The organism is Pseudomonas sp. EpS/L25 (genome assembly GCF_001512295.1).
GTDB lineage: Bacteria > Pseudomonadota > Gammaproteobacteria > Pseudomonadales > Pseudomonadaceae > Chryseomonas.
The window spans coordinates 42,860-60,018 of sequence record NZ_LNUP01000016.1 but is presented as its reverse complement, the minus strand read 5'-3'; the positions used below and the strand labels follow the sequence as shown (position 1 = coordinate 60,018).

The 17,159-nt window shown below is 68.1% G+C and carries 15 protein-coding genes, 1 other RNA gene and 1 pseudogene; 7 read left to right on the top strand and 10 right to left on the bottom strand.

Annotated elements, in window-relative coordinates; all coding sequences use genetic code 11:
- Nucleotides 1-268: 268 nt before the first annotated feature.
- From cobJ to cobG, 4 genes are read right to left on the bottom strand one after another with little or no spacing between them, the layout of a single operon-like run.
- Nucleotides 269-1,939, bottom strand: coding sequence for a precorrin-3B C(17)-methyltransferase (gene cobJ / locus AR540_RS20795; RefSeq protein WP_059231727.1), 1,671 nt, complete (start codon nucleotides 1,937-1,939; stop codon nucleotides 269-271).
- A complete protein-coding gene (locus AR540_RS20790; protein ID WP_059231725.1) occupies nucleotides 1,927-2,667 on the bottom strand; it encodes a precorrin-2 C(20)-methyltransferase in 741 nt (246 codons plus the stop codon). The genes cobJ and AR540_RS20790 overlap by 13 nt, the downstream gene beginning before the upstream one ends.
- A complete protein-coding gene (locus tag AR540_RS20785; RefSeq protein ID WP_059231723.1) occupies nucleotides 2,667-3,293 on the bottom strand; it encodes a precorrin-8X methylmutase in 627 nt (208 codons plus the stop codon). The genes AR540_RS20790 and AR540_RS20785 overlap by 1 nt, the downstream gene beginning before the upstream one ends.
- On the bottom strand, nucleotides 3,286-4,572 hold the full coding sequence (gene cobG, locus AR540_RS20780; RefSeq protein WP_059231721.1) for a precorrin-3B synthase: 1,287 nt from the start codon (nucleotides 4,570-4,572) through the stop codon (nucleotides 3,286-3,288). Before cobG ends, AR540_RS20785 begins: the two co-directional genes overlap by 8 nt.
- 98 nt (nucleotides 4,573-4,670) lie before the next feature.
- Here cobG and AR540_RS20775 point away from each other — a divergent pair, with 98 nt between their 5' ends.
- The 4 genes and pseudogenes from AR540_RS20775 to AR540_RS26690 all read left to right on the top strand — a co-directional run.
- A complete protein-coding gene (locus tag AR540_RS20775) occupies nucleotides 4,671-5,873 on the top strand; it encodes a bifunctional cobalt-precorrin-7 (C(5))-methyltransferase/cobalt-precorrin-6B (C(15))-methyltransferase (protein WP_059231720.1) in 1,203 nt (400 codons plus the stop codon).
- A gap of 343 nt (nucleotides 5,874-6,216) precedes the next feature.
- Nucleotides 6,217-6,939 carry a cobalt-precorrin-6A reductase gene (locus AR540_RS20770; protein ID WP_059231717.1) on the top strand — a complete coding sequence of 241 codons (723 nt, stop codon included), beginning with the start codon at nucleotides 6,217-6,219 and terminating at the stop codon, nucleotides 6,937-6,939.
- Nucleotides 6,936-7,667, top strand: a complete 732-nt coding sequence (gene cobM, locus AR540_RS20765; RefSeq protein WP_059231715.1) for a precorrin-4 C(11)-methyltransferase — start codon at nucleotides 6,936-6,938, stop codon at nucleotides 7,665-7,667. Before AR540_RS20770 ends, cobM begins: the two co-directional genes overlap by 4 nt.
- Nucleotides 7,668-8,186: 519 nt before the next feature.
- Nucleotides 8,187-8,357 (top strand): annotated as a pseudogene (locus AR540_RS26690) (IS110 family transposase); the annotation flags it as partial.
- Nucleotides 8,358-8,385: 28 nt separating this feature from the next.
- Here the strand turns inward: AR540_RS26690 and AR540_RS26140 are convergent.
- Complete coding sequence (locus tag AR540_RS26140; protein WP_236712106.1) at nucleotides 8,386-8,562, bottom strand: hypothetical protein; 177 nt, start codon at nucleotides 8,560-8,562, stop codon at nucleotides 8,386-8,388.
- Between AR540_RS26140 and AR540_RS26685 the strand changes: the two genes are divergently transcribed.
- Nucleotides 8,548-9,240, top strand: a complete 693-nt coding sequence (locus AR540_RS26685; protein WP_442963811.1) for a transposase — start codon at nucleotides 8,548-8,550, stop codon at nucleotides 9,238-9,240. The two genes, AR540_RS26140 and AR540_RS26685, sit on opposite strands and share 15 nt — an antisense overlap.
- On the opposite strand, the gene AR540_RS20755 is transcribed toward AR540_RS26685, so the two are convergent.
- The 3 genes from AR540_RS20755 to AR540_RS20745 all read right to left on the bottom strand — a co-directional run bounded on the left by AR540_RS20755 (nucleotide 9,200) and on the right by AR540_RS20745 (nucleotide 12,878).
- Nucleotides 9,200-9,631, bottom strand: coding sequence for a hypothetical protein (locus tag AR540_RS20755; protein ID WP_153014292.1), 432 nt, complete (start codon nucleotides 9,629-9,631; stop codon nucleotides 9,200-9,202). The genes AR540_RS26685 and AR540_RS20755 overlap by 41 nt on opposite strands.
- Nucleotides 9,632-10,452: 821 nt before the next feature.
- Nucleotides 10,453-11,130, bottom strand: coding sequence for a deoxyribose-phosphate aldolase (gene deoC, locus AR540_RS20750; protein WP_059231713.1), 678 nt, complete (start codon nucleotides 11,128-11,130; stop codon nucleotides 10,453-10,455).
- Between the two features lie 422 nt (nucleotides 11,131-11,552).
- Nucleotides 11,553-12,878: a DUF3100 domain-containing protein gene (locus AR540_RS20745; RefSeq protein WP_059231711.1), complete on the bottom strand. Its 1,326-nt coding sequence runs from the start codon at nucleotides 12,876-12,878 to the stop codon at nucleotides 11,553-11,555.
- Nucleotides 12,879-13,004: 126 nt separating this feature from the next.
- Here AR540_RS20745 and AR540_RS20740 point away from each other — a divergent pair.
- Together AR540_RS20740 and AR540_RS20735 are read left to right on the top strand one after the other, a co-directional pair.
- A non-coding RNA gene (locus AR540_RS20740) (sX9 sRNA) lies at nucleotides 13,005-13,080 on the top strand.
- A 274-nt stretch (nucleotides 13,081-13,354) separates the two neighbouring features.
- Entirely contained in the window at nucleotides 13,355-14,257 is a 903-nt protein-coding gene (locus AR540_RS20735; protein WP_059231708.1) for a LysR family transcriptional regulator, read from the top strand.
- Nucleotides 14,258-14,483: 226 nt separating this feature from the next.
- Here the strand turns inward: AR540_RS20735 and AR540_RS20730 are convergent, their stop codons facing one another.
- Nucleotides 14,484-15,638 carry a M20 aminoacylase family protein gene (locus tag AR540_RS20730; protein ID WP_059231706.1) on the bottom strand — a complete coding sequence of 385 codons (1,155 nt, stop codon included), beginning with the start codon at nucleotides 15,636-15,638 and terminating at the stop codon, nucleotides 14,484-14,486.
- A gap of 3 nt (nucleotides 15,639-15,641) precedes the next feature.
- Nucleotides 15,642-17,159 carry an aldehyde dehydrogenase family protein gene (locus AR540_RS20725; protein WP_153014291.1) on the bottom strand — a complete coding sequence of 506 codons (1,518 nt, stop codon included), beginning with the start codon at nucleotides 17,157-17,159 and terminating at the stop codon, nucleotides 15,642-15,644.

The window sequence follows — 17,159 nt, the reverse complement described above, 5'->3', positions numbered from 1 at the left end:
ACGGCGTTGAAAATGGCCTGGAAGGCCAGCCCCACCTGGGCGGTCCCGTCGCAATGCTCATTTACCATTCGTAAACCCGAGTGCGGGTCCGATCCGCTTCCTCAGCCATTTGATTCGCTGGCGCTTACCCTAAGGGCCAGCCGTTGGCTGTTACTCCCGTTGGTCGTTGCGCCTTGTTTGGCTCTAGCTCGCGAGATCGTGATCAGGTTCTAAGAGGGTCGCCGAGGGTGAGCCAGCGGCGACCAGGATTCAAGCACTAAATGTTACTTTATAACAGCTCCGTATCATACCAACGCGGCGTATAGACCCATTCACCACCATCGGCCCGCGGAAAGCGGCGGGTATGGCTGGAGCCGAGGATCACCAGGGTGCGCGAATCCACCATCTCGCTGCGCAGGGCGCCGAGGCTGGTGTACTCGAGACCGCCACCGGGACGACCGACATCGCGGCCGAGGATCACCGGAGTGAGCGCCGGACGGCAACTGCGCAGGACGTCCAGCGCCCGGTCCAGCTGGTGCGGACGGGCCTTGGAGATGGGGTTGTAGAAGGCCATGGCCAGGTCCGCCGCGGCGGCCTGGCGCAGGCGCTGCTCGATCACCGACCAGGGCTTGAGATTGTCGGACAGGGAGATCAGGCAGAAGTCGTGGCCCAGGGGCGCCCCGGCCAGGGCGGCACTGGCCATGGCCGCGGTGATGCCCGGCAGGATCTCCAGTTCCACCGCCGCCCAGCGCGGGTCGTCGGCACCTTCCAGCACCTCCAGCACCGCGGCGGCCATGGCGAAGACACCGGGGTCGCCCGACGACACCATGACCACCTGGCGACCGCTGGCGGCCAGTTCGAAGGCATGGCGGGCGCGCTGCAATTCTTCGCGATTGTCGCTGGCATGGGTCAGTTGGTCCGGGCGCAGCGGGCCGGCCATCTTCACGTAGGTCGCGTAGCCGAGCACGTCCTGGGCCTGGTCCAGGGCGCGACGCACCACCGGTGCCAGGAGGTCGGCCGCACCGGGACCGAGGCCCACCACGCTGAGGCGTCCGCGACGTTGGCCGAGGCGGTCGATCTCCAGCGGCGCCGGGTGCAGATACAAGGCGACACCCTCCCCCTGGGCTCGCATCACGGCCTGCCCAGCAAATTCAGGGGTGGTATTATTAACGAAGCGCAGTGGCAGGCTCAGGGCGTCGGCCAGCGCGGCCAGGCGCAGGTCGGTCATGTCCTCGGCGCGCGCCAACAGTCCTGCCATGGCGCCCGGGGCATAGCCGGCGCGGGCGAGTCGCTCGCTGACCGTGGCAGCGCTGGCATCGGCGCGCACCGCCACCAGCACGGCACGGGGATGGATCAGGAGGGTGTGGTCGTCGGTACTGGCCAGCGGCGAGACCAGGATGCGCTGGCGAGCGGCGGGATCGCGCGCCAGGGGTACCTCGTCCAGCCAGGGCGCCTCGCCCTCGATGCGCACCGGTTCACCGGCCAGCAGATCGGCCACCCGGTGCTTGGCCACGTCGACGTCGGCCAGGGCATAGCCGACCGGCGGATCGAGCAGGCAGGTGCCGAATCTCAGCTCGCCACTGGTGGTAATGGCCGGGGCCACGTCCAGCAAGGTACTCAACTGACGGGCCAGGCGATTGGCGCCGGCCAGGCCGCCCAGCAGCGGCACCACGGCGCTGCCGTCCTCGGCCACGGCGAGCACCGGCGGCTCGGCGGTCTTGTCGTCCAGCAGAGGCGCCAGGGTGCGGATGACGATGCCGGCGGCGCAGAGCACCACCAGCGGGCGCTGCTGGCGATAGAGGTCACGCAGGTGGTCGCCGAAGGCACTGTAGCTGACATCGCCCTCGACCCGGCCGGTGAGGCCGTGCACCAGGCTGCCCGGCAGGCCGGCCTGCAAGCGGCGGGCAGTGGCCAGGGCGCCGGGTCCGAGGATGACGATGGCCGGGCTCAACCCTTCCATTTCACCCCCGGCACCACCACCAGCGAGAAATAGGGCGAAGCCATGGGCTCGACCTCGTCCAGCGCGACGATGCGCTGGTTGTCCATGGTGGCGCGCTCGATATAGCGGGCGCGCTGGTCCAGGCCCAGGTCACGCAGGACTTGGCGCACCTTGTCGAAGTTGCGGCCAAGCTTCATCACCACGGCGGCGTCGGCGCTTTGCAGACGCGCCTTGAGCTCGTCCGCGGAGAGCACCCCGGAGAGCACCGTGAGCGTCTGGTTGCGATAGACCAGCGGCAGGCCGAGCATGGCCACGCCGCCGAGCATGGAGCAGACCCCGGGCACCACCTGGGCCTCGTAGCGCTCGGCCAGGCGGTCGTGCAGGTACATGTAGGAGCCGTAGAAGAAGGGATCGCCCTCGCAGATCACCGCCACGTCGCGGCCGGCGTCCAGATGGTCGGCCACCTGGGCGGCGGCGGTGTCGTAGAAGTCGGCGATCACCGTCTCGTAGGACAGCGGCGGCGCCAGCTTCTCGGTGGTTACCGGATAGACCAGCGGCAGCCGCTGCTGGCCCGCCTGCAGATAGCCTTCGATGACGCCGAAGGCATTGCCGCCCTGGCCGACGTTGGCCTTGGCCTTGGCGACGAAATAGGCTACCACCGGCGCACCCTGCAGCAGGCGCAGGGCCTTGAGGGTGATGAGTTCCGGATCGCCGGGGCCGACGCCCAGACCGAGCAGGCGGCCAGCCATCACTCCACCTCCGTGGCCAGGGCATTGACCGCCGCGGCGGCCATGGCGCTGCCACCTCGGCGGCCACGGACGATGACGTAGGGCACGCCGCGGCTGTCGGCGGCCAGGGCGTCCTTGGATTCCCTGGCGCCGACGAAGCCCACCGGCATGCCAAGGATCAGCGCCGGCCTGGGCGCCCCGGCATCGAGCATTTCCAGCAGGTAGAACAAGGCGGTGGGGGCATTGCCGATCACCACCACGCTGCCGGCCAGGTGCGGCCGCCAGCGCTCCAGGGCCACCGCCGAACGGGTGTTGCCCTTCTCCAGCGCCAGCTCACGGATGCCGTCGTCGTGCAGGGTGCAGATCACCGGGTTGTTCGCTGGCAAGCGGGTGCGAGTGACCCCCTCGGCGACCATGCGCGCATCGCAGAGGATGGGCGCGCCGGCCGCCAGGGCCGCGCGACCGGCCGCGCCGGCACCCGGGGAAAAGGCCAGGTCCTGGACCACGTCGACCATGCCGCAGGCGTGGATCACCCGCACGGCGAGCTTTTCCAGGTCGGCGGGGATGGCCGAGAGATCGGCCTCGGCGCGGATGGTAGCGAAGGATTGGCGATAGATCGCCTGGCCGTCGCGTTCATATTCAAGCATCACTAGGGCTCCGGGCCAGCCAGGCGGCGGCCTCGTCGAGGGATAGTTGGGTAGCGCGCCGCCGGCCCGGACCGGGCAGGGTGGCGTCGCGCACGAAGAGGTCATAGCGACCGGGGGCCACCGCCAAGAGGGTGTGGGGCGCCTGGCCGGCCAGGGCGCAACTGCGTGGGCAACCGGAGAGGTGCACCTCGACGTCCGCCGGCAGCCGCTCGGCCAGGCGCAGGGCATCGCCCTTGGTGTCGGCCTGGCCCTTGGCGCAGCCCGCGCTGCCGGTACAGGCGACCAGCCGGGCCAGGGGTGCGGCGGGATCGGTGGTCAGGGCCAAGTTGGCCAAGGCCGTGAGCAGCTCCAGGGCCTTGTCGGCCGGCACGTCGGGTAGCAGCAGGCCCTGCCAGGGGGTGAGGTGCAATTCGTCCTTGCCCAGTCGCTCGGCCAGGTCGGCGACCGCGGCCAGGCTCGCGGCTGGCAGTCGACCCAGGGCGGGTTGGGCGCCGACCCAATGGAAGCCGGCTTGGCGCTGCGGATGACTACCCAGGCGTAGCGCGATTTCAGCCGGCGCGCGTGGACTGGCGGGGACGGGGAGCAGGTCCAGTCCCGCCAGCAGCCCCTCGGCCGGGTGCTGTGCCAGCAATTGGCGCATCCGGCCCTGCTCGGGGCTGGCCAGGTCAAGGAAGCGGTGCAGCAGTCGCGCGACCGTCGCTACCTCGCGTCCTTCGGGAATCAGGGCGACAGGCACATCCTGCGGTGTACCGGCCAGGCCGAGGACGTAGCCCTCGGCGCGAGCCGACAGCCAGACGTCATGGGGATGATCGAGCCGCGCCAGGGCCTCGCCGCCGTCCAGTTGCAGGGCGAACTTGGGCGACAGGCCATGCAGCCGGCGGTCGCCTTCCAGCAGGGCGAGCAACTCGGCGGCCAGGGGGCGGACGTCGCACAGCTGCTGTGGATCACGACCCGCCGCCGGACTGAGCAGCAGATTGCGCACGTCGTCGGCGGCCGGGTCGGCCGGTCCGAGACCAGCGCCCTGCAACTCGGCCACCAGGGCCACGGCGCCGTCCGGGCGTATGCCACGCAATTGCAGATTGGCTCTGTTGGTCAGCTCCAATACCCCATTCGCCCAGCGCTCGCTGGCGGCGGCGATGGCCCGTGCCTGGCCTGCCGTGAGCCGGCCACCCGGCAACTTCACTCGGCACAGGCCGCCATCGCGCGCGGGCACGATGCGCAGCAATCCCGGACAGGCCGAAGGCCGCGGGACGAGGGCGGAGGAAGATGGAGGATTCACGGCGGAAGGTCGGGCTGGACGGAGAAAGCCGCTATTATGCCCGCTTTGCCCGACCCCTTGAAAACGCCCGGTCGGCTGACGTTCGATGAGGTTTGTTCATGATCCCCTGGCTGACCGTGGTGGGTATCGGCGAAGACGGCTACCCCGGCCTCGGCAAGCAGGCCCGCCGCGCCCTGCTGGAGGCGCAGGTCGTCATCGGCGGTCCGCGCCAGCTGGCCCTGCTGCCACCCTGCATCCGCGCCACCCGCGAGCCCTGGCCGCAGCCCTTCGCCCTGGCCCCGGTGCTGGACCGACGCGGCGCCCCCGTCTGCGTGCTGGCCAGCGGCGACCCCATGCTGTTCGGGGTCGGGGCAAGTCTTTCGCGCCAGTTGTCGGCCGACGAATTGCAGGTGTTGCCGGCGCCCTCCTCCTACTCCCTGGCCGCCGCCCGTCTGGGCTGGCCGCTGCAGGAGGTGGCGCTCCTGTCGGTGGTAGCCCGGCCCCTGGCCGCCGTCGTGCGCCATCTGCATCCTGGCGCACGCCTGCTGGTGTTGAGCAACGATGGCCACAGTCCCGCCGCCCTGGCCGCCCTGCTGGTGGCGCAAGGCTTCGGTGCCAGCCAGCTGCAGGTACTGGAGCACCTGGGCGGTCCCCTGGAAAGACGGATCGCCGGTCGGGCCCAGGACTGGTCGTTGGCGGAGGCGGCCGCGCTCAACCTGGTCGCCATCGAGGTCCTGAGCGAGACCAGCGAGACGGGCCTGCCCCTCACCCCCGGCCTGCCGGATACGGCCTACCGCCACGACGGCCAACTGACCAAGCGAGACGTGCGCGCCGTGACCCTGGCGCGCCTGGCGCCGCGCCCTGGCGAACTGCTGTGGGACGTAGGCGCCGGCTGCGGCTCCATCGGTATCGAATGGGCCCGCAGCCATCCCAGTTGCCGGGTACTGGCCATCGAAGCCGACGCCGGACGCCAGGCCCATATCCTGCACAACCGCGATCACCTCGGCGCACCGACGCTGCAACTGGTGGCCGGCCAGGCGCCGGAGGCCCTGGCCGGCCTGGCCACCCCGGACGCCATCTTCATCGGCGGCGGCCTCACCGCCCCTGGCGTGCTGGACGCCTGCTGGGCCGCCTTGCGCCCCGGCGGCCGCCTGGTCGCCAATGCCGTGACCCTGCAGACCGAAGCCGCCCTGGTGACCTTTCGCGAAGACCACGGCGGCGACCTGACTCGCCTGCAGGTGGCCCAGGCGCAACCACTCGGCGCCTTCGACACCTGGCGTGCGGCGCTGCCCATCACCTTGCTGGAGGTGGTTAAGTCGTGAGTGTTGGACGTGGCGCCCTCACCCCAACCCTCTCCCCGAGGGGAGAGGGGGTGGCTTGGTGTGACCCTTTGATCCGCGGCGGTAAGCAGCGCCTTGCCCCCTCACCACACCCCTCTCCCCGTAGGGGCGTGGGGGTCGTTCGGTGGTGGGTTGGAAGTCTAGCGCCCGGGCTAACGCCTTCTACTCTTTCTGAGCAAGCTGCAATGACCGGCGGGAAAGCCGCCTGCGAGACCAGGATTCCTACTGCACAGCTCAGTCCCAGGCGCCGGCTTTGCTCCCCTCTCCCCCCGGGAGAAGGGCCGGGGGTGAGGGCGCGCCCGGCCACCCGCTTGGGAACAATACGATGAAGATCCTCCTGCTCGGCGGCACCACCGAGGCCCTGGCCATCGCCCACACGCTGCCGGCGGACGCCCTCTACAGCCTGGCCGGCCTCGGTCGCGTGCCCCAGGACCTACCCTGCCCGGTGCGGGTCGGTGGCTACGGCGGCGCCGCAGGCCTGGCCGCCTTTCTCCGCAGTGAGGGCATCGAGCTGCTGCTGGACGCCACCCATCCCTACGCCGCCCAGATCAGCCATAACGCCGCCCGGGCCGCGACCCGCGCCGGCATCCCCTGCTGGGCCCTGCGCCGCCCGGGCTGGCAGGCAGGTCCCGGCGATGACTGGCGCGAAGTGGCCGACTGGAACGAACTCCAGACCGCGCTTGCTTCCTTCACCCGCCCCTTCTTCACCCTGGGTCGCGAACCCCTGGAACATCTCCAGGAGATTCCCGCGGGGCAGTTCTGGACCCTGCGCCTGCTCGACGCCCATCCCGGCCATGCCCGGGCGCGGATCATCGCCGACCGCGGTCCCTTCGCCCTGGAGGCCGAGCGCGCGCTGTTCGCCGCGGGCGACTTCGATGTGCTGATCAGCAAGAACAGTGGCAGCGCCGCCACCCAGCCCAAGTTGCAGGTGGCCCGCGAACGCGGCCTGCCGGTGCTGATCCTGCGCCGCCCCGAGTTGCCCACCGTCGACCGCGAATTCGCCAGCGTCGCCGAACTGCTCGCCGCCCTGACCGAGGAAACCCCATGACCGTCCATTTCATCGGCGCCGGCCCCGGCGATCCCGACCTCATCACCGTCAAGGGCCAGCGACTGATCCGCCAGTGCCCGGTGATCCTCTATGCCGGCTCCCTGGTGCCGGCCGCGGTGCTGGAAGGCCATAGTGCCGAGACGATGATCGATACCGCTCATCTGGATCTGGATGCCATCGTCGGCCATCTGGCCGTCGCCCATGCCCGTGGCCAGGACGTGGCCCGGGTGCACTCCGGCGATCCCTCGCTGTACGGCGCCATCGGCGAGCAGATCCGTCGCCTGCAGGCGCTGGGCATTCCCTATGAGATCGTCCCCGGCGTCACCGCCACCGCCGCCTGCGCCGCCCTGCTGGGCTGCGAACTGACCCTGCCCGGGGTCAGCCAGACGGTGATCCTCACCCGCTATGCCAGTCGCACGGCCATGCCGGAAGGCGAGGCGCTGGCCGACCTGGCGCGGCATCGCGCGACCCTGGCCATCCACCTCGGCGTCGGCCAGCTGGAGCGCATCGTCGCCGACCTCCTGCCGCACTATGGCCCCGCCTGCCCGGTGGCCATCGTCCACCGCGCCAGCTGGCCGGACCAGGACAGCGTTCGGGGCATCCTGGCCGACATCGTCGAACGGGCGCGGGACAAGGATTTCCGCCGTACCGCGCTGATCCTGGTGGGTGAGGTCCTGACGCCGGGGGATTTCAGTGATTCCAAGCTGTATCGCCAAGGGCCGGGGTAGCCTGGCGTAGGTTGGGCTGTAGGGCATTCGTAGGTTGGGCTGAGCCCCGCGAAGCCCAACCTCGTATCTCTCCTGGGTAATGGGATTAGCTACCGCATCACCCGGAGCCAGCTAAGCACCTACCCAACCTGAGCACCCGATACTGTCTCGTAGAGTGTGCCTGCCGGCGCCCTTTCTCCACATCCTGAATGGTATCCAGGCCCCTCCCGGGGAGTGAGGCGGTATGCACTAGACAAGGAGCGAGAAATGGCGATCATCGGTATCGACATCAGCAAGCAGAAATTCGACCGTCTGTAGCTGCGAGACGTCCGCAGCCTGAAAGTGATGACCAAGGTCTTCGCCAATCGGCCCGCAGGATTCGCCGAACTGATCGACTGGTGTTGCGCCCAGACGGGGGGAGACGATGGAGCAGCTGCAGGTCTTCCTCGAAACGACCGGGGTCTATCAAGAGGCGCTGGCGCTCTACCTCCATGATCGTGGCGTCCAGATCTTCGTCCTCGATCCTGCGCGGGTACGCGAATACGCCGTAGCCCGGGCGTGCAAGGCAAGACCGACAAGCAGGACAGCCTGATCCTGGCGCGCTATGGCGCCACCCAGCCCGTACACCCTTGGACGCCAGAGCGCCGCGAGGTTCGCGAACTCAAGGCGCTGATCGCTCGCCATGAGGCGCTGCAAGAGGATCTGCAACGCGAACTCAACCGGCGCGACAAGGCCGAGGTCAGTGGGAAGCCTGGGCGTACTGGCCGCTATCGACAACCTGGTGAAGGCTCTGCAACAGGAGGCGGCGCGGGTTCGCCAGGATATCGACGACCACCTCGATCGGCATGATGATCTCAAGCGTGATCGGGCGTTGCTGCAGAGCATTGGCGGGATCGGCGAGGTGCTGTCGCGCCATCTGTTGGCTCTGCTGCACCGTCGCGACTTCAGCAGCGCACGACAATGTACCGCCTTCGTCGGCCTGGTACCCCGTCCCTGGCAATCCGGTAAGTCGGTGCAGGGACGCACGGTGCCGAGCAAGGCCGGCTCGCCACGCATCAGGGCCAAGCTATACAGGGGGGCCATCGTTGCCAAAGGGATGTACGAACGCCTGTTGGCACGCGGTAAACCTCGCATGAGTGCCCTAGGCGCGGCCGTGCGCAAACTGCTGCAGATCGCCTACGGCGTGCTCAAGACACAACACCTTATCAACCACGACAGGCCCTTTAGCGGACCTGTTGTAATTGGTGGGAGAGAGGGTATCTACGAAATCGACCCCGGCACCGTTGGGCTTCGCCTTCGCTCGACCCAACCTGCGGCACCGCGCCAGCCGGACAACGCTCGTAGCGCGGGCGCATTCGTAGGTTGGGCTGAGACAGCTCCATCGCCGAAGCCCAACAGAGAACTCAACCGCAGCACTGTTGGGCTTTGCTGCGCTCAGCCCAACCTACGTTCGTCCTACCTTACTCTGGTCACGATTACCGCTTGTCCGGTGAAAAGGTCATTTCCCGGTGGCCGCCCCGACGCTCTGCGGCGCCTGAGGGACGTCCGGTGTTTCAGCGGCCGCGCACCGTCGACGTCCTGCGGGCGCCGATGATGGCGCCGATCGCACTGACGGTGATGCCGAAGCTGTTGATCGCGATCGCGCCGGCCCAGCTCACCTGCGAATGGTAGAGATCGGGCAGGAAGCCGCGCTGGACGTGTGGAATTATGCCGATGACCGGCAGCACCAGCACGAACAGCGCCATGCCGATGCGATAGGTCCGATCGTACCCGCGCCAGCCGGCGAACAGCACCGCCAGATAGACGGCGAACAGGATCGTTGCCTTGACCAGCGCGGTCGGCGCCAGGGGCACCTCGCCGTTCAGACGGAGTATGAGGCTTGTCGCGTTGAAGCTCATCGCGAGTCCGACATAGACCAGTCCGGCAATGATGATTCGAGGAAGAACAGGTTTTTCCGGCGCGATATCGACTGCATCCTGACTCATGTGACGGCGCCCCTGATGAATAGCCGCCAAGCTAGATCGAGCCGATCACCGCTGTCAACAGAAAGCGTCTAATCCGGTGATTACAGATGGATTGTGCTGTGGCACGTACGGCGCCGCCCGCGACGCTGGCCAACCTGTACGTCGCGATAATTGGGATGCCGCGGCCGACGCGCCGGCAGGGCGCTACATAAAAGGAGCACAAATCATATGCTTTGGCGCGCCCCGAGATGATGGCGACTGGAAAAGGCTGGAGGCGGATTGCCGGCTATTCAGATCGACGGCCTAGCATCAGAACGGCACCAAAGGTCGCCACTCAAAAGACTAGTGCATTGAATACGCTGCAAAAAAATCGTAAGGACCGGTGGCCATGGACCAATAGGCTAGAACTGCCTCAGGGATAAAGCAGGCAGTAGGAGGAGCCACGACGGTGAGCACAGCGGCAAGAGCAAGTCGTCTCCCCGTCATGATGGGATAGCGTCTTGTCGGGTTGATGCCCCGCAATGGCCCTGAAGCCGTTGCAACCGTCCACACTCGAGCCGCTTTCCCCTGCCAGCTTCCGCAGCATGTGTGGCCTGGCGTGACGGCAAACAGGCGATTTCCGCGTGACCGGGCCGGGACGATGCGAACCGATCCCGAAGTACGCCCGACCTGCACGAAAAACTCTGTCGCCTCGTTCCAACGGCGGCGGGAGGGTTGGTCGCTCATGCTGGTGGGTTACCTGCGGGTGTCGTCGGTCGACCTCCAGCGCGATGCGCTGATCGCGGCAGGGGTCGAGGAGTGCCACAGGCATGTGACAAGGCGCCGGGCGCGCGCGGCGATCGTCAATACCCCGCCCCGCCCTCGCCGCCACTGACGATGGCCACGCCCGAACTGGTGCCCAGCCGGGTCGCGCCGGCTTCCAGCATGGCCAGGGCGGTGGCGCGGTCACGTACGCCGCCGGAGGCCTTCACGCCCATTTCCGGGCCCACCTCTTCGCGCATCAGCCGCACGTCCTCCAGGGTCGCACCGCCGTGGCCGAAACCGGTCGAGGTCTTGACGAAGGCCACTCCGAGGTCGCGACAGATTCGGCAGGCCTGGCGCTTCTGCTCATCGTCGAGCAGACCGGTCTCCAGGATCACCTTGAGCGGCACCTCACCACAGGCGGCCAACACCGCGGCGATGTCGGCGGACACCTCGTCCAGCAGGCCATCCTTGAGCCAGCCGATATTGAGCACCATGTCGATCTCCCCGGCCCCGGCGGCGATGGCCTGCTCGGCCTCGAAGGCCTTGGCCGCGCTCAGCCCGGCGCCCAGCGGAAAGCCCACCACCGCGCAGACCTTGACCGCACTGCCGGCCAGCTGCGCCGCGGCATGGGGTACCTGGGCGGAATTCACGCACACCGAATAGAAGCCGTGGGTCCTGGCCTCGGCGCACAGCTGGGCGATGCGCGCCCGACTGGCATCGGGCGCGAGCAGGGTGTGGTCGATGTAGGACGCGAGGGAGCGGGCATCGGACTGCATGGAAACCTCCAGGGACAGAAGGCTGCAGTATGGACGCCCGGCCCCGGTACGGCGACCGGGGCCAGGCATCTTGGAGCCTTTTCATAATCTCGCGAGCTAGGGACAAACTAGGCGAAAACAGTTGAGGAAGCGGACCGGGCTCGCGTGCGAGTTTACGAAGGGTAAATGAGCATTCCGAAGGGGCCGCCTAGGTGGGGCGGGTGACCCCGACTGTTTGCAACGCAGTTTGGCCGACGCGCAGCAGGTTATGAACAGGCTCCTAGTGTGGTGTTTCAGAAGTTAACTACACAATTTTGGCGGCGCTTTTTCGGCCTGGGCGGCGTTGCCACTCCTCGCCATAGCTCTGCTATGACTTGTCGCGGCGCCTGGCCCAGACCAAAAAATCACTCGCCAATTCTTGCGCGAACTTCTGAAACACCACACTAGTGGAACAGCTCAGCAATGAACACCGCGCCGATGAAGGTCCCGAAGCTGGCGATCAGGGAAACCAGCACGATGCGCCAGCCGAGGCGGCGGAAGGCCGGGATGTCCTTGGCGATGGACAGGCCGGCGAACGCCAGCATGGGGGTGATGACCGCCAGCACCCCGACGCTGTTGGAGGCGGCGGTGATCTGCGGCGCCAGCGGGCACCAGGGCGAGGTGAGGAACATGGCCACCAGCGACACCCAGCACACCGCCGGCACCTTGCGGCGGAATAGTTGGCAGAGCAGCTCGCCGATGACGGCCGCGCCGATCATCAGCGTCACCGCGGCGAGGGCGGCAGCCGGCAGCGCCTTGGCGGCCACGAAGGTGCCAAGCAGGGCCAGGCCGGCCGCAGCGAACCAGGCACTCAGGCGTCCCGACCATCCCAGTTCCACCGGCTCGTCCACCACCGTCTCGTCCACCTCGCTCTGGGCGAAGGAGGCCTTGGTCGTCCGGCCGATGCGCGGCTCCAGCACCCGATAGCCCCAGACCGCCAGCGGCAGGGAGATGAACAGGGTGAAATAGGTACCCAGGGTGGTGGTGATCAGGTTGGCCGCGGCGGCCAGCGCCATGACCTCCTTGGCCACCTCGGGGGTCTGCTGGGCCGCCACCGCACCGGCCGCGGCGGCCATGATGCTGCCCGAACCGATGCCGGCGCCCATGGCCAGGGAATAGGGGTGGAAGAGATTCAGGCTGGCGATGAAGCCGGCGACGATGGCCATGAACACCGCGCCGATCAGGGTGCCGGTGAGGTACTCGGCGAGCACGCCGCGGCCCTCCGGGGAGTCCATGCCGTAGCGTTCACCGATGATCGCCAGGCTCGGTTCGCGCCCCACCGAGAAGGTGGCGCCGATGGCCTCGCGCTTGATGCCCAGCAGCAGCGCCACAGGCAGCCCGAGCAGGATGGTGCCGACGAAATGGCCCAGCTCCTGGAAGGCCAGCGCCCAGCCGGCGGCGATCACCGTGGGCAAGGAACCACCCACCACCAAGCCGAGCTTGGCGATGAAGATCAGCAAGGCGTACTGCAGGATGGCCGCCGAGCGCACCTGGGCGCTACGACTGACACTCAAGCCCTGCGGCAGACGTTTGCCCATCAGGCCGACCGCCGCGCCGAGCAAGAGGGCCCAGATCATTGGCAGCAGCACCACCTTGCCCGGCCCCAACGGGATACTGACCGAGCCGATCAGCTCGGCGATGAGCAGCACCACCGCCGCCCAGACATAGAGTTTCACGGTATCGCTGACGGCTCGTTCCTGGCCGACGGCCAGAGTCGGATTGGCGCTCATTCTTCCCCCCTGCGGCCCACTCGCGGGCTCGGTTGTTGGTATGGTTGGCAGACGCGAACGTCTTGGAACGACCAACAAAACTACTGCGCGTCCGCCAGACGGGCGCGTGCGGTGCTCGGAATCCTCATGTACCGCTCGTACACTGCGGTTCCCGCGCGCCGCGCGCACCCGCCTGACAACCGCTCGCTACGTTTTGTTGGCCGCTCCTGGGCTCGCTGGGCAGAAACGAAGGCTCCGCAGGGGAGCGTGACCCGGCCGTTCTAGGTGGGCTGGTCGAGGGTACACAGGGGCTTGCCAGAGCCGGAAGAACGGGAAGAACAGCGTCTTCTTCGAGGTTTTCCGTATTTCTGGGCCACTGCGCCGCTGGCCTCGTCCAGGCCGGGGCGGCCGTGGTCTTGGCTGGAGTATGGACAGCGGCCTGTTCTCTCTCCAATACTGGAAACCGCCTTTTCCGTTGCCTTTACGAGAACACAAGGATGCGTGGAATTCACGAACAGCGCCTGCATTACTTCGTCGAGGCCGTGCGCCTGGGCAGCGTGCGCGCCGCCGCCGACGCCCTGGACATCGCCCCGTCCGCGGTCAGTCGCCAGATCGCCCAGGTCGAGGCCGAACTGGGCGTCGACCTCATCGAAAGACACCGCCGCGGCATCACCCCGACCGAGGCCGGCCAGCTCGTCCTGGACTACTTCCGCCAGCGCCAGACCCAGCTCGACGGCCTGAGAGACGCCATCGCCGACCTCCAGGGCCTGCGCACCGGCAATGTGGTGCTGGCCATCGGCGAGGGCTTCATCGGCGACCTGTCGCATACCCTGGGGGACTTCTCCGCGCGGCATCCGGAGATCGAGGTACGGGTCAACGTGGTGGGCACCAACGAGGTGATCCGCCAGGTAGTGGAAGACGAGGCGCACCTGGGGCTGGTGTTCAATCCGCCCCGCGATCCGCACCTGCGGGTACACGGCAGCCGGCCGCAGCCGCTCTATGCGCTGGTGGCCCCGGAGCATCCGCTGGCCAGGACGCAGGGGCCCGTGAGCCTGGACGAACTGGCTCGGCACCGTCTGGCGCTGCCGGAGATTTCCTACGGCATCCGCCAGATGCTCGACGCCGTGGAGCAGGCCGCCGGCCTGCGCCTGGCACCGACCCTCACCTGCAATACCTTCGCCCTGCTCAAGCACTATGCACGCGAAGGCGGCGTGACCCTGCTGCCATTGTTCGCCGCCACCCAGGAGCTGGACAGCGGCGCCCTGCGCGCCCTGCCCCTGGCCGATCCGGGCTTCGCCCGCGCCCATGTCGAGCTGGTCACCCGCCTGGGCCGCAAGCTCAGCCGCGCGGCGGACGAACTCAGGGCGAGCCTGGTGCAGCAGATGACCGCCTTTCGCTGAGCGCCTGCCCAAAGCCGGCTGCGCGTCGGTCAAACCGCGTTGAAAACAGTCGGGATCGCCCGCCCCACCTAGGTGGCCCCGTCGGAATGCTCGATCACCCTTCGTAAACTCGCACGCGAGCCCGGTCGAGCGCGAGTCCGATCCGCCTCCTCAACTGTTTTCGTGGGGCCGCCCAGGCCCTGCTTGGCTCTGGCTCGCAAGCCTTTGAACGGACGCTGAAAGGCACTCAGATTGGCAACTCCTGCCGCACCAACTCGGCCCACAGCCGCACCGCCGGCTCGATGATGGCGTCATTGAAGTCATAGGCCGGGTTGTGCAGGGGTGCCGAGGGCTGCTCGCCGTCGACGCCCAGCCAGAGATAGGCCCCGGGACGCGCCGCCAGCATGAAGGCGAAGTCCTCGGAGGCCATGGACGGTGGCACGCCGTCGCTGACCCGTTCGGCACCGAAGGCCTTCACCGCCGCCTCGCGCACCCGCGCCGCTTGGGCGGGATGGTTCTGGGTCACCGGATAACCCCGGGTGAACTCCAGCTCGCCGCGTACACCCTGGGCCAGCGGCGCCTGGGCGACGATCTCGCCGATCAGCCGCTCCACCTCGGCGCGCACCGCGCCATCCAGGCAGCGCACCGTACCCTTGAGTCGCGCCACCTCGGGAATGACGTTGATCGCCTCCCCCGCTTCCAGCATGGTCACGCTGACCACCGCGGACGCCAGCGGCGAGATCCGCCGGGCGACGATGGTCTGCAGCTGCAGGATCAGGTCCGCGGCGGCGACGATGGGATCGCGTCCGCGCTCGGGCATGGCCGCGTGGCAGCCCTTGCCGGTCAGGGTGATGGCGAAGGTGTCCAGCGAGGCCATCATGGCGCCCGGATTGACCACTACCTGGCCGGCCGGCAGTCCCGGCCAGTTGTGCAGGCCGTAGAGGGCGTCCATGGGGAAGCGTTCGAACAGGCCGTCCTCGATCATCCGCTGCGCGCCGCCGAGGTTTTCCTCGGCGGGCTGAAAGACGAAATAGAGGGTGCCGCGGAAGTCACGGTTCTCGCTGAGGTAGCGGGCCGTGGCTAGCAGGATAGCGGTGTGGCCGTCATGCCCGCAGGCATGCATGCGCCCGGCAGCGGTGGATCTGTAGGGAACGTCCCCCACCTCCTGCATCGGCAGGGCGTCCATGTCGGCGCGCAGCCCCAGGCTGGGGCCCTCGCCATGCCGCAGCACCCCGACCACGCCGGTGCCACCGAGGCCACGATGGACCTCCAGGCCGAAGCCCTCCAGCAATTCGGCCACCCGCGCCGCGGTGCGGTGCTCGGCGAAACCCAGTTCCGGATGGGCGTGGAAATCGCGACGCCAGCGGCGGGCGTCGTCCAACAAGGCTTGATGGATGGTCATCCGTTACTCCAGGCTGGCGCCGTAGCCGAAGCCGGCGGCGGGCACCGCGGCGGTTTCCACCCAGACGCTCTTCACCTCACTGTATTCGCGCAGGGCGTCGAGACCGGAGGAGCGGCCATAGCCGCTCTCGCCGTAGCCACCGAAGGGCGAGCTGACGTGGATGGTCTTGTAGCCATTGACCCAGAAGGTGCCGGCGCGCACGCCACGGGCCACCCGGTGGGCGCGACCGACATCGCGGGTCCAGACCGCCCCGGCCAGGCCGAAGCGGCTGTCGTTGGCGATGCGAATGGCCTCGGCCTCGTCCTTGAACGGAATGGCCACCACCACCGGCCCGAAGATCTCTTCCTGGGCGCAGGCCAGGCCATTGTGACCGGCCAACACGGTGGGATTGACGTAGTAGCCGGTCCCGGCCGGCAGCGGCTCGACGCCGTTGGCGACATGCCGCGCACCTTCCCCCAGGGCCCCTTCCACCATGGTGCGCACGTGGGCGAACTGCTTGGCGTTGTGAATCGGGCCGATCTGGGTCTCGGGATCGCTCGGATCGCCCACCTTGAACTGGCTGGCGGCGCGGGCCACGGCCTGGATGAAGCGCTCGTAGATGGACGCCTGCACCAGCAGCCGCGAACCGGACACGCAGCTCTGGCCGGCGCCGGAGAAGATCGCCGCCTGGGCGCCGCGCACCGCCAGGTCCAGGTCGGCGTCTTCGAAGACGATGTTGGCCGACTTGCCACCCAGCTCCAGCACCACCGGGATGCAACGCTGGGCCGCGGCGGCGGCGATGTGCCGGCCGGTGGCCGGCGAGCCGACGAAGACCACCTTGCGGATGTCGGCGTGGGCGATCACCTGTTGGCCCACGGTATGGCCCTGGCCGGCGAGTACGTTGACCAGGCCCTTGGGCGCCCCGGCGCGTTCCACCAGCACGCCCAGCAGCAGCGAGGTCACCGGGGTCAGTTCGGAGGGCTTGAGGATCACCGCGTTGCCGGCGGTGATGGCCGGCGCGATCTGCCAGCCACCGGTGAAGATCGGCGCGTTCCAGGGGGTGATCTGCAGCACCGTGCCCAGGGGTTCGTAGGTCACGTAGTTGAGATGGCTGGTGGGCACCGGGATGACTTCGCCGTGCAGCTTGTCGGCCCAGCCGGCGTAGTACTCGAACATCTCGGCGACCTTGAGCACCTCCACGCGGGCATCGCGGATCGGCTTGTTGGCGGTCTGGGACTCCAGTTGCGCCAGGGCCTCGGCCTCCTCACGGATCAAGGCGCCTACCTTGTAGATGATGCGCCCGCGTGCCTGGGCGGTCAGGGCGCGCCACTCCTCACGCGCCCGGCGGGCGGCGGCATCGGCACGCTCGACCACGGCCAGGTCGGCATCGGGATAGCTATAAGCGGGGCTGTCGTCATGGGCGTTGCGCACGGTGATCCGCTCGCCGCTGCCGTCGACGAATTCACCATCCACATAGCTGGCGACCTGCTGGCGGTCACCCCAGAAGGGCTTGAGCAATTCCAGCGTCTTGGCATTCATCAT

Coding starts and splice junctions, on each gene's coding strand:
- cobJ (WP_059231727.1), bottom strand. CDS start 1,939: ATGGAAGGGTTGAGCCCGGCCATCGTCATCCTCGGACCCGGCGCCCTG.
- AR540_RS20790 (WP_059231725.1), bottom strand. CDS start 2,667: ATGGCTGGCCGCCTGCTCGGTCTGGGCGTCGGCCCCGGCGATCCGGAA.
- AR540_RS20785 (WP_059231723.1), bottom strand. CDS start 3,293: ATGCTTGAATATGAACGCGACGGCCAGGCGATCTATCGCCAATCCTTC.
- AR540_RS20775 (WP_059231720.1), top strand. CDS start 4,671: ATGATCCCCTGGCTGACCGTGGTGGGTATCGGCGAAGACGGCTACCCC.
- AR540_RS20770 (WP_059231717.1), top strand. CDS start 6,217: ATGAAGATCCTCCTGCTCGGCGGCACCACCGAGGCCCTGGCCATCGCC.
- cobM (WP_059231715.1), top strand. CDS start 6,936: ATGACCGTCCATTTCATCGGCGCCGGCCCCGGCGATCCCGACCTCATC.
- AR540_RS26140 (WP_236712106.1), bottom strand. CDS start 8,562: ATGGCGCGACAGCACCTCGCCGATCCCGCCAATGCTCTGCAGCAACGC.
- AR540_RS20755 (WP_153014292.1), bottom strand. CDS start 9,631: ATGAGTCAGGATGCAGTCGATATCGCGCCGGAAAAACCTGTTCTTCCT.
- deoC (WP_059231713.1), bottom strand. CDS start 11,130: ATGCAGTCCGATGCCCGCTCCCTCGCGTCCTACATCGACCACACCCTG.
- AR540_RS20745 (WP_059231711.1), bottom strand. CDS start 12,878: ATGAGCGCCAATCCGACTCTGGCCGTCGGCCAGGAACGAGCCGTCAGC.
- AR540_RS20735 (WP_059231708.1), top strand. CDS start 13,355: ATGCGTGGAATTCACGAACAGCGCCTGCATTACTTCGTCGAGGCCGTG.
- AR540_RS20730 (WP_059231706.1), bottom strand. CDS start 15,638: ATGACCATCCATCAAGCCTTGTTGGACGACGCCCGCCGCTGGCGTCGC.
- AR540_RS20725 (WP_153014291.1), bottom strand. CDS start 17,159: ATGATGAATGCCAAGACGCTGGAATTGCTCAAGCCCTTCTGGGGTGAC.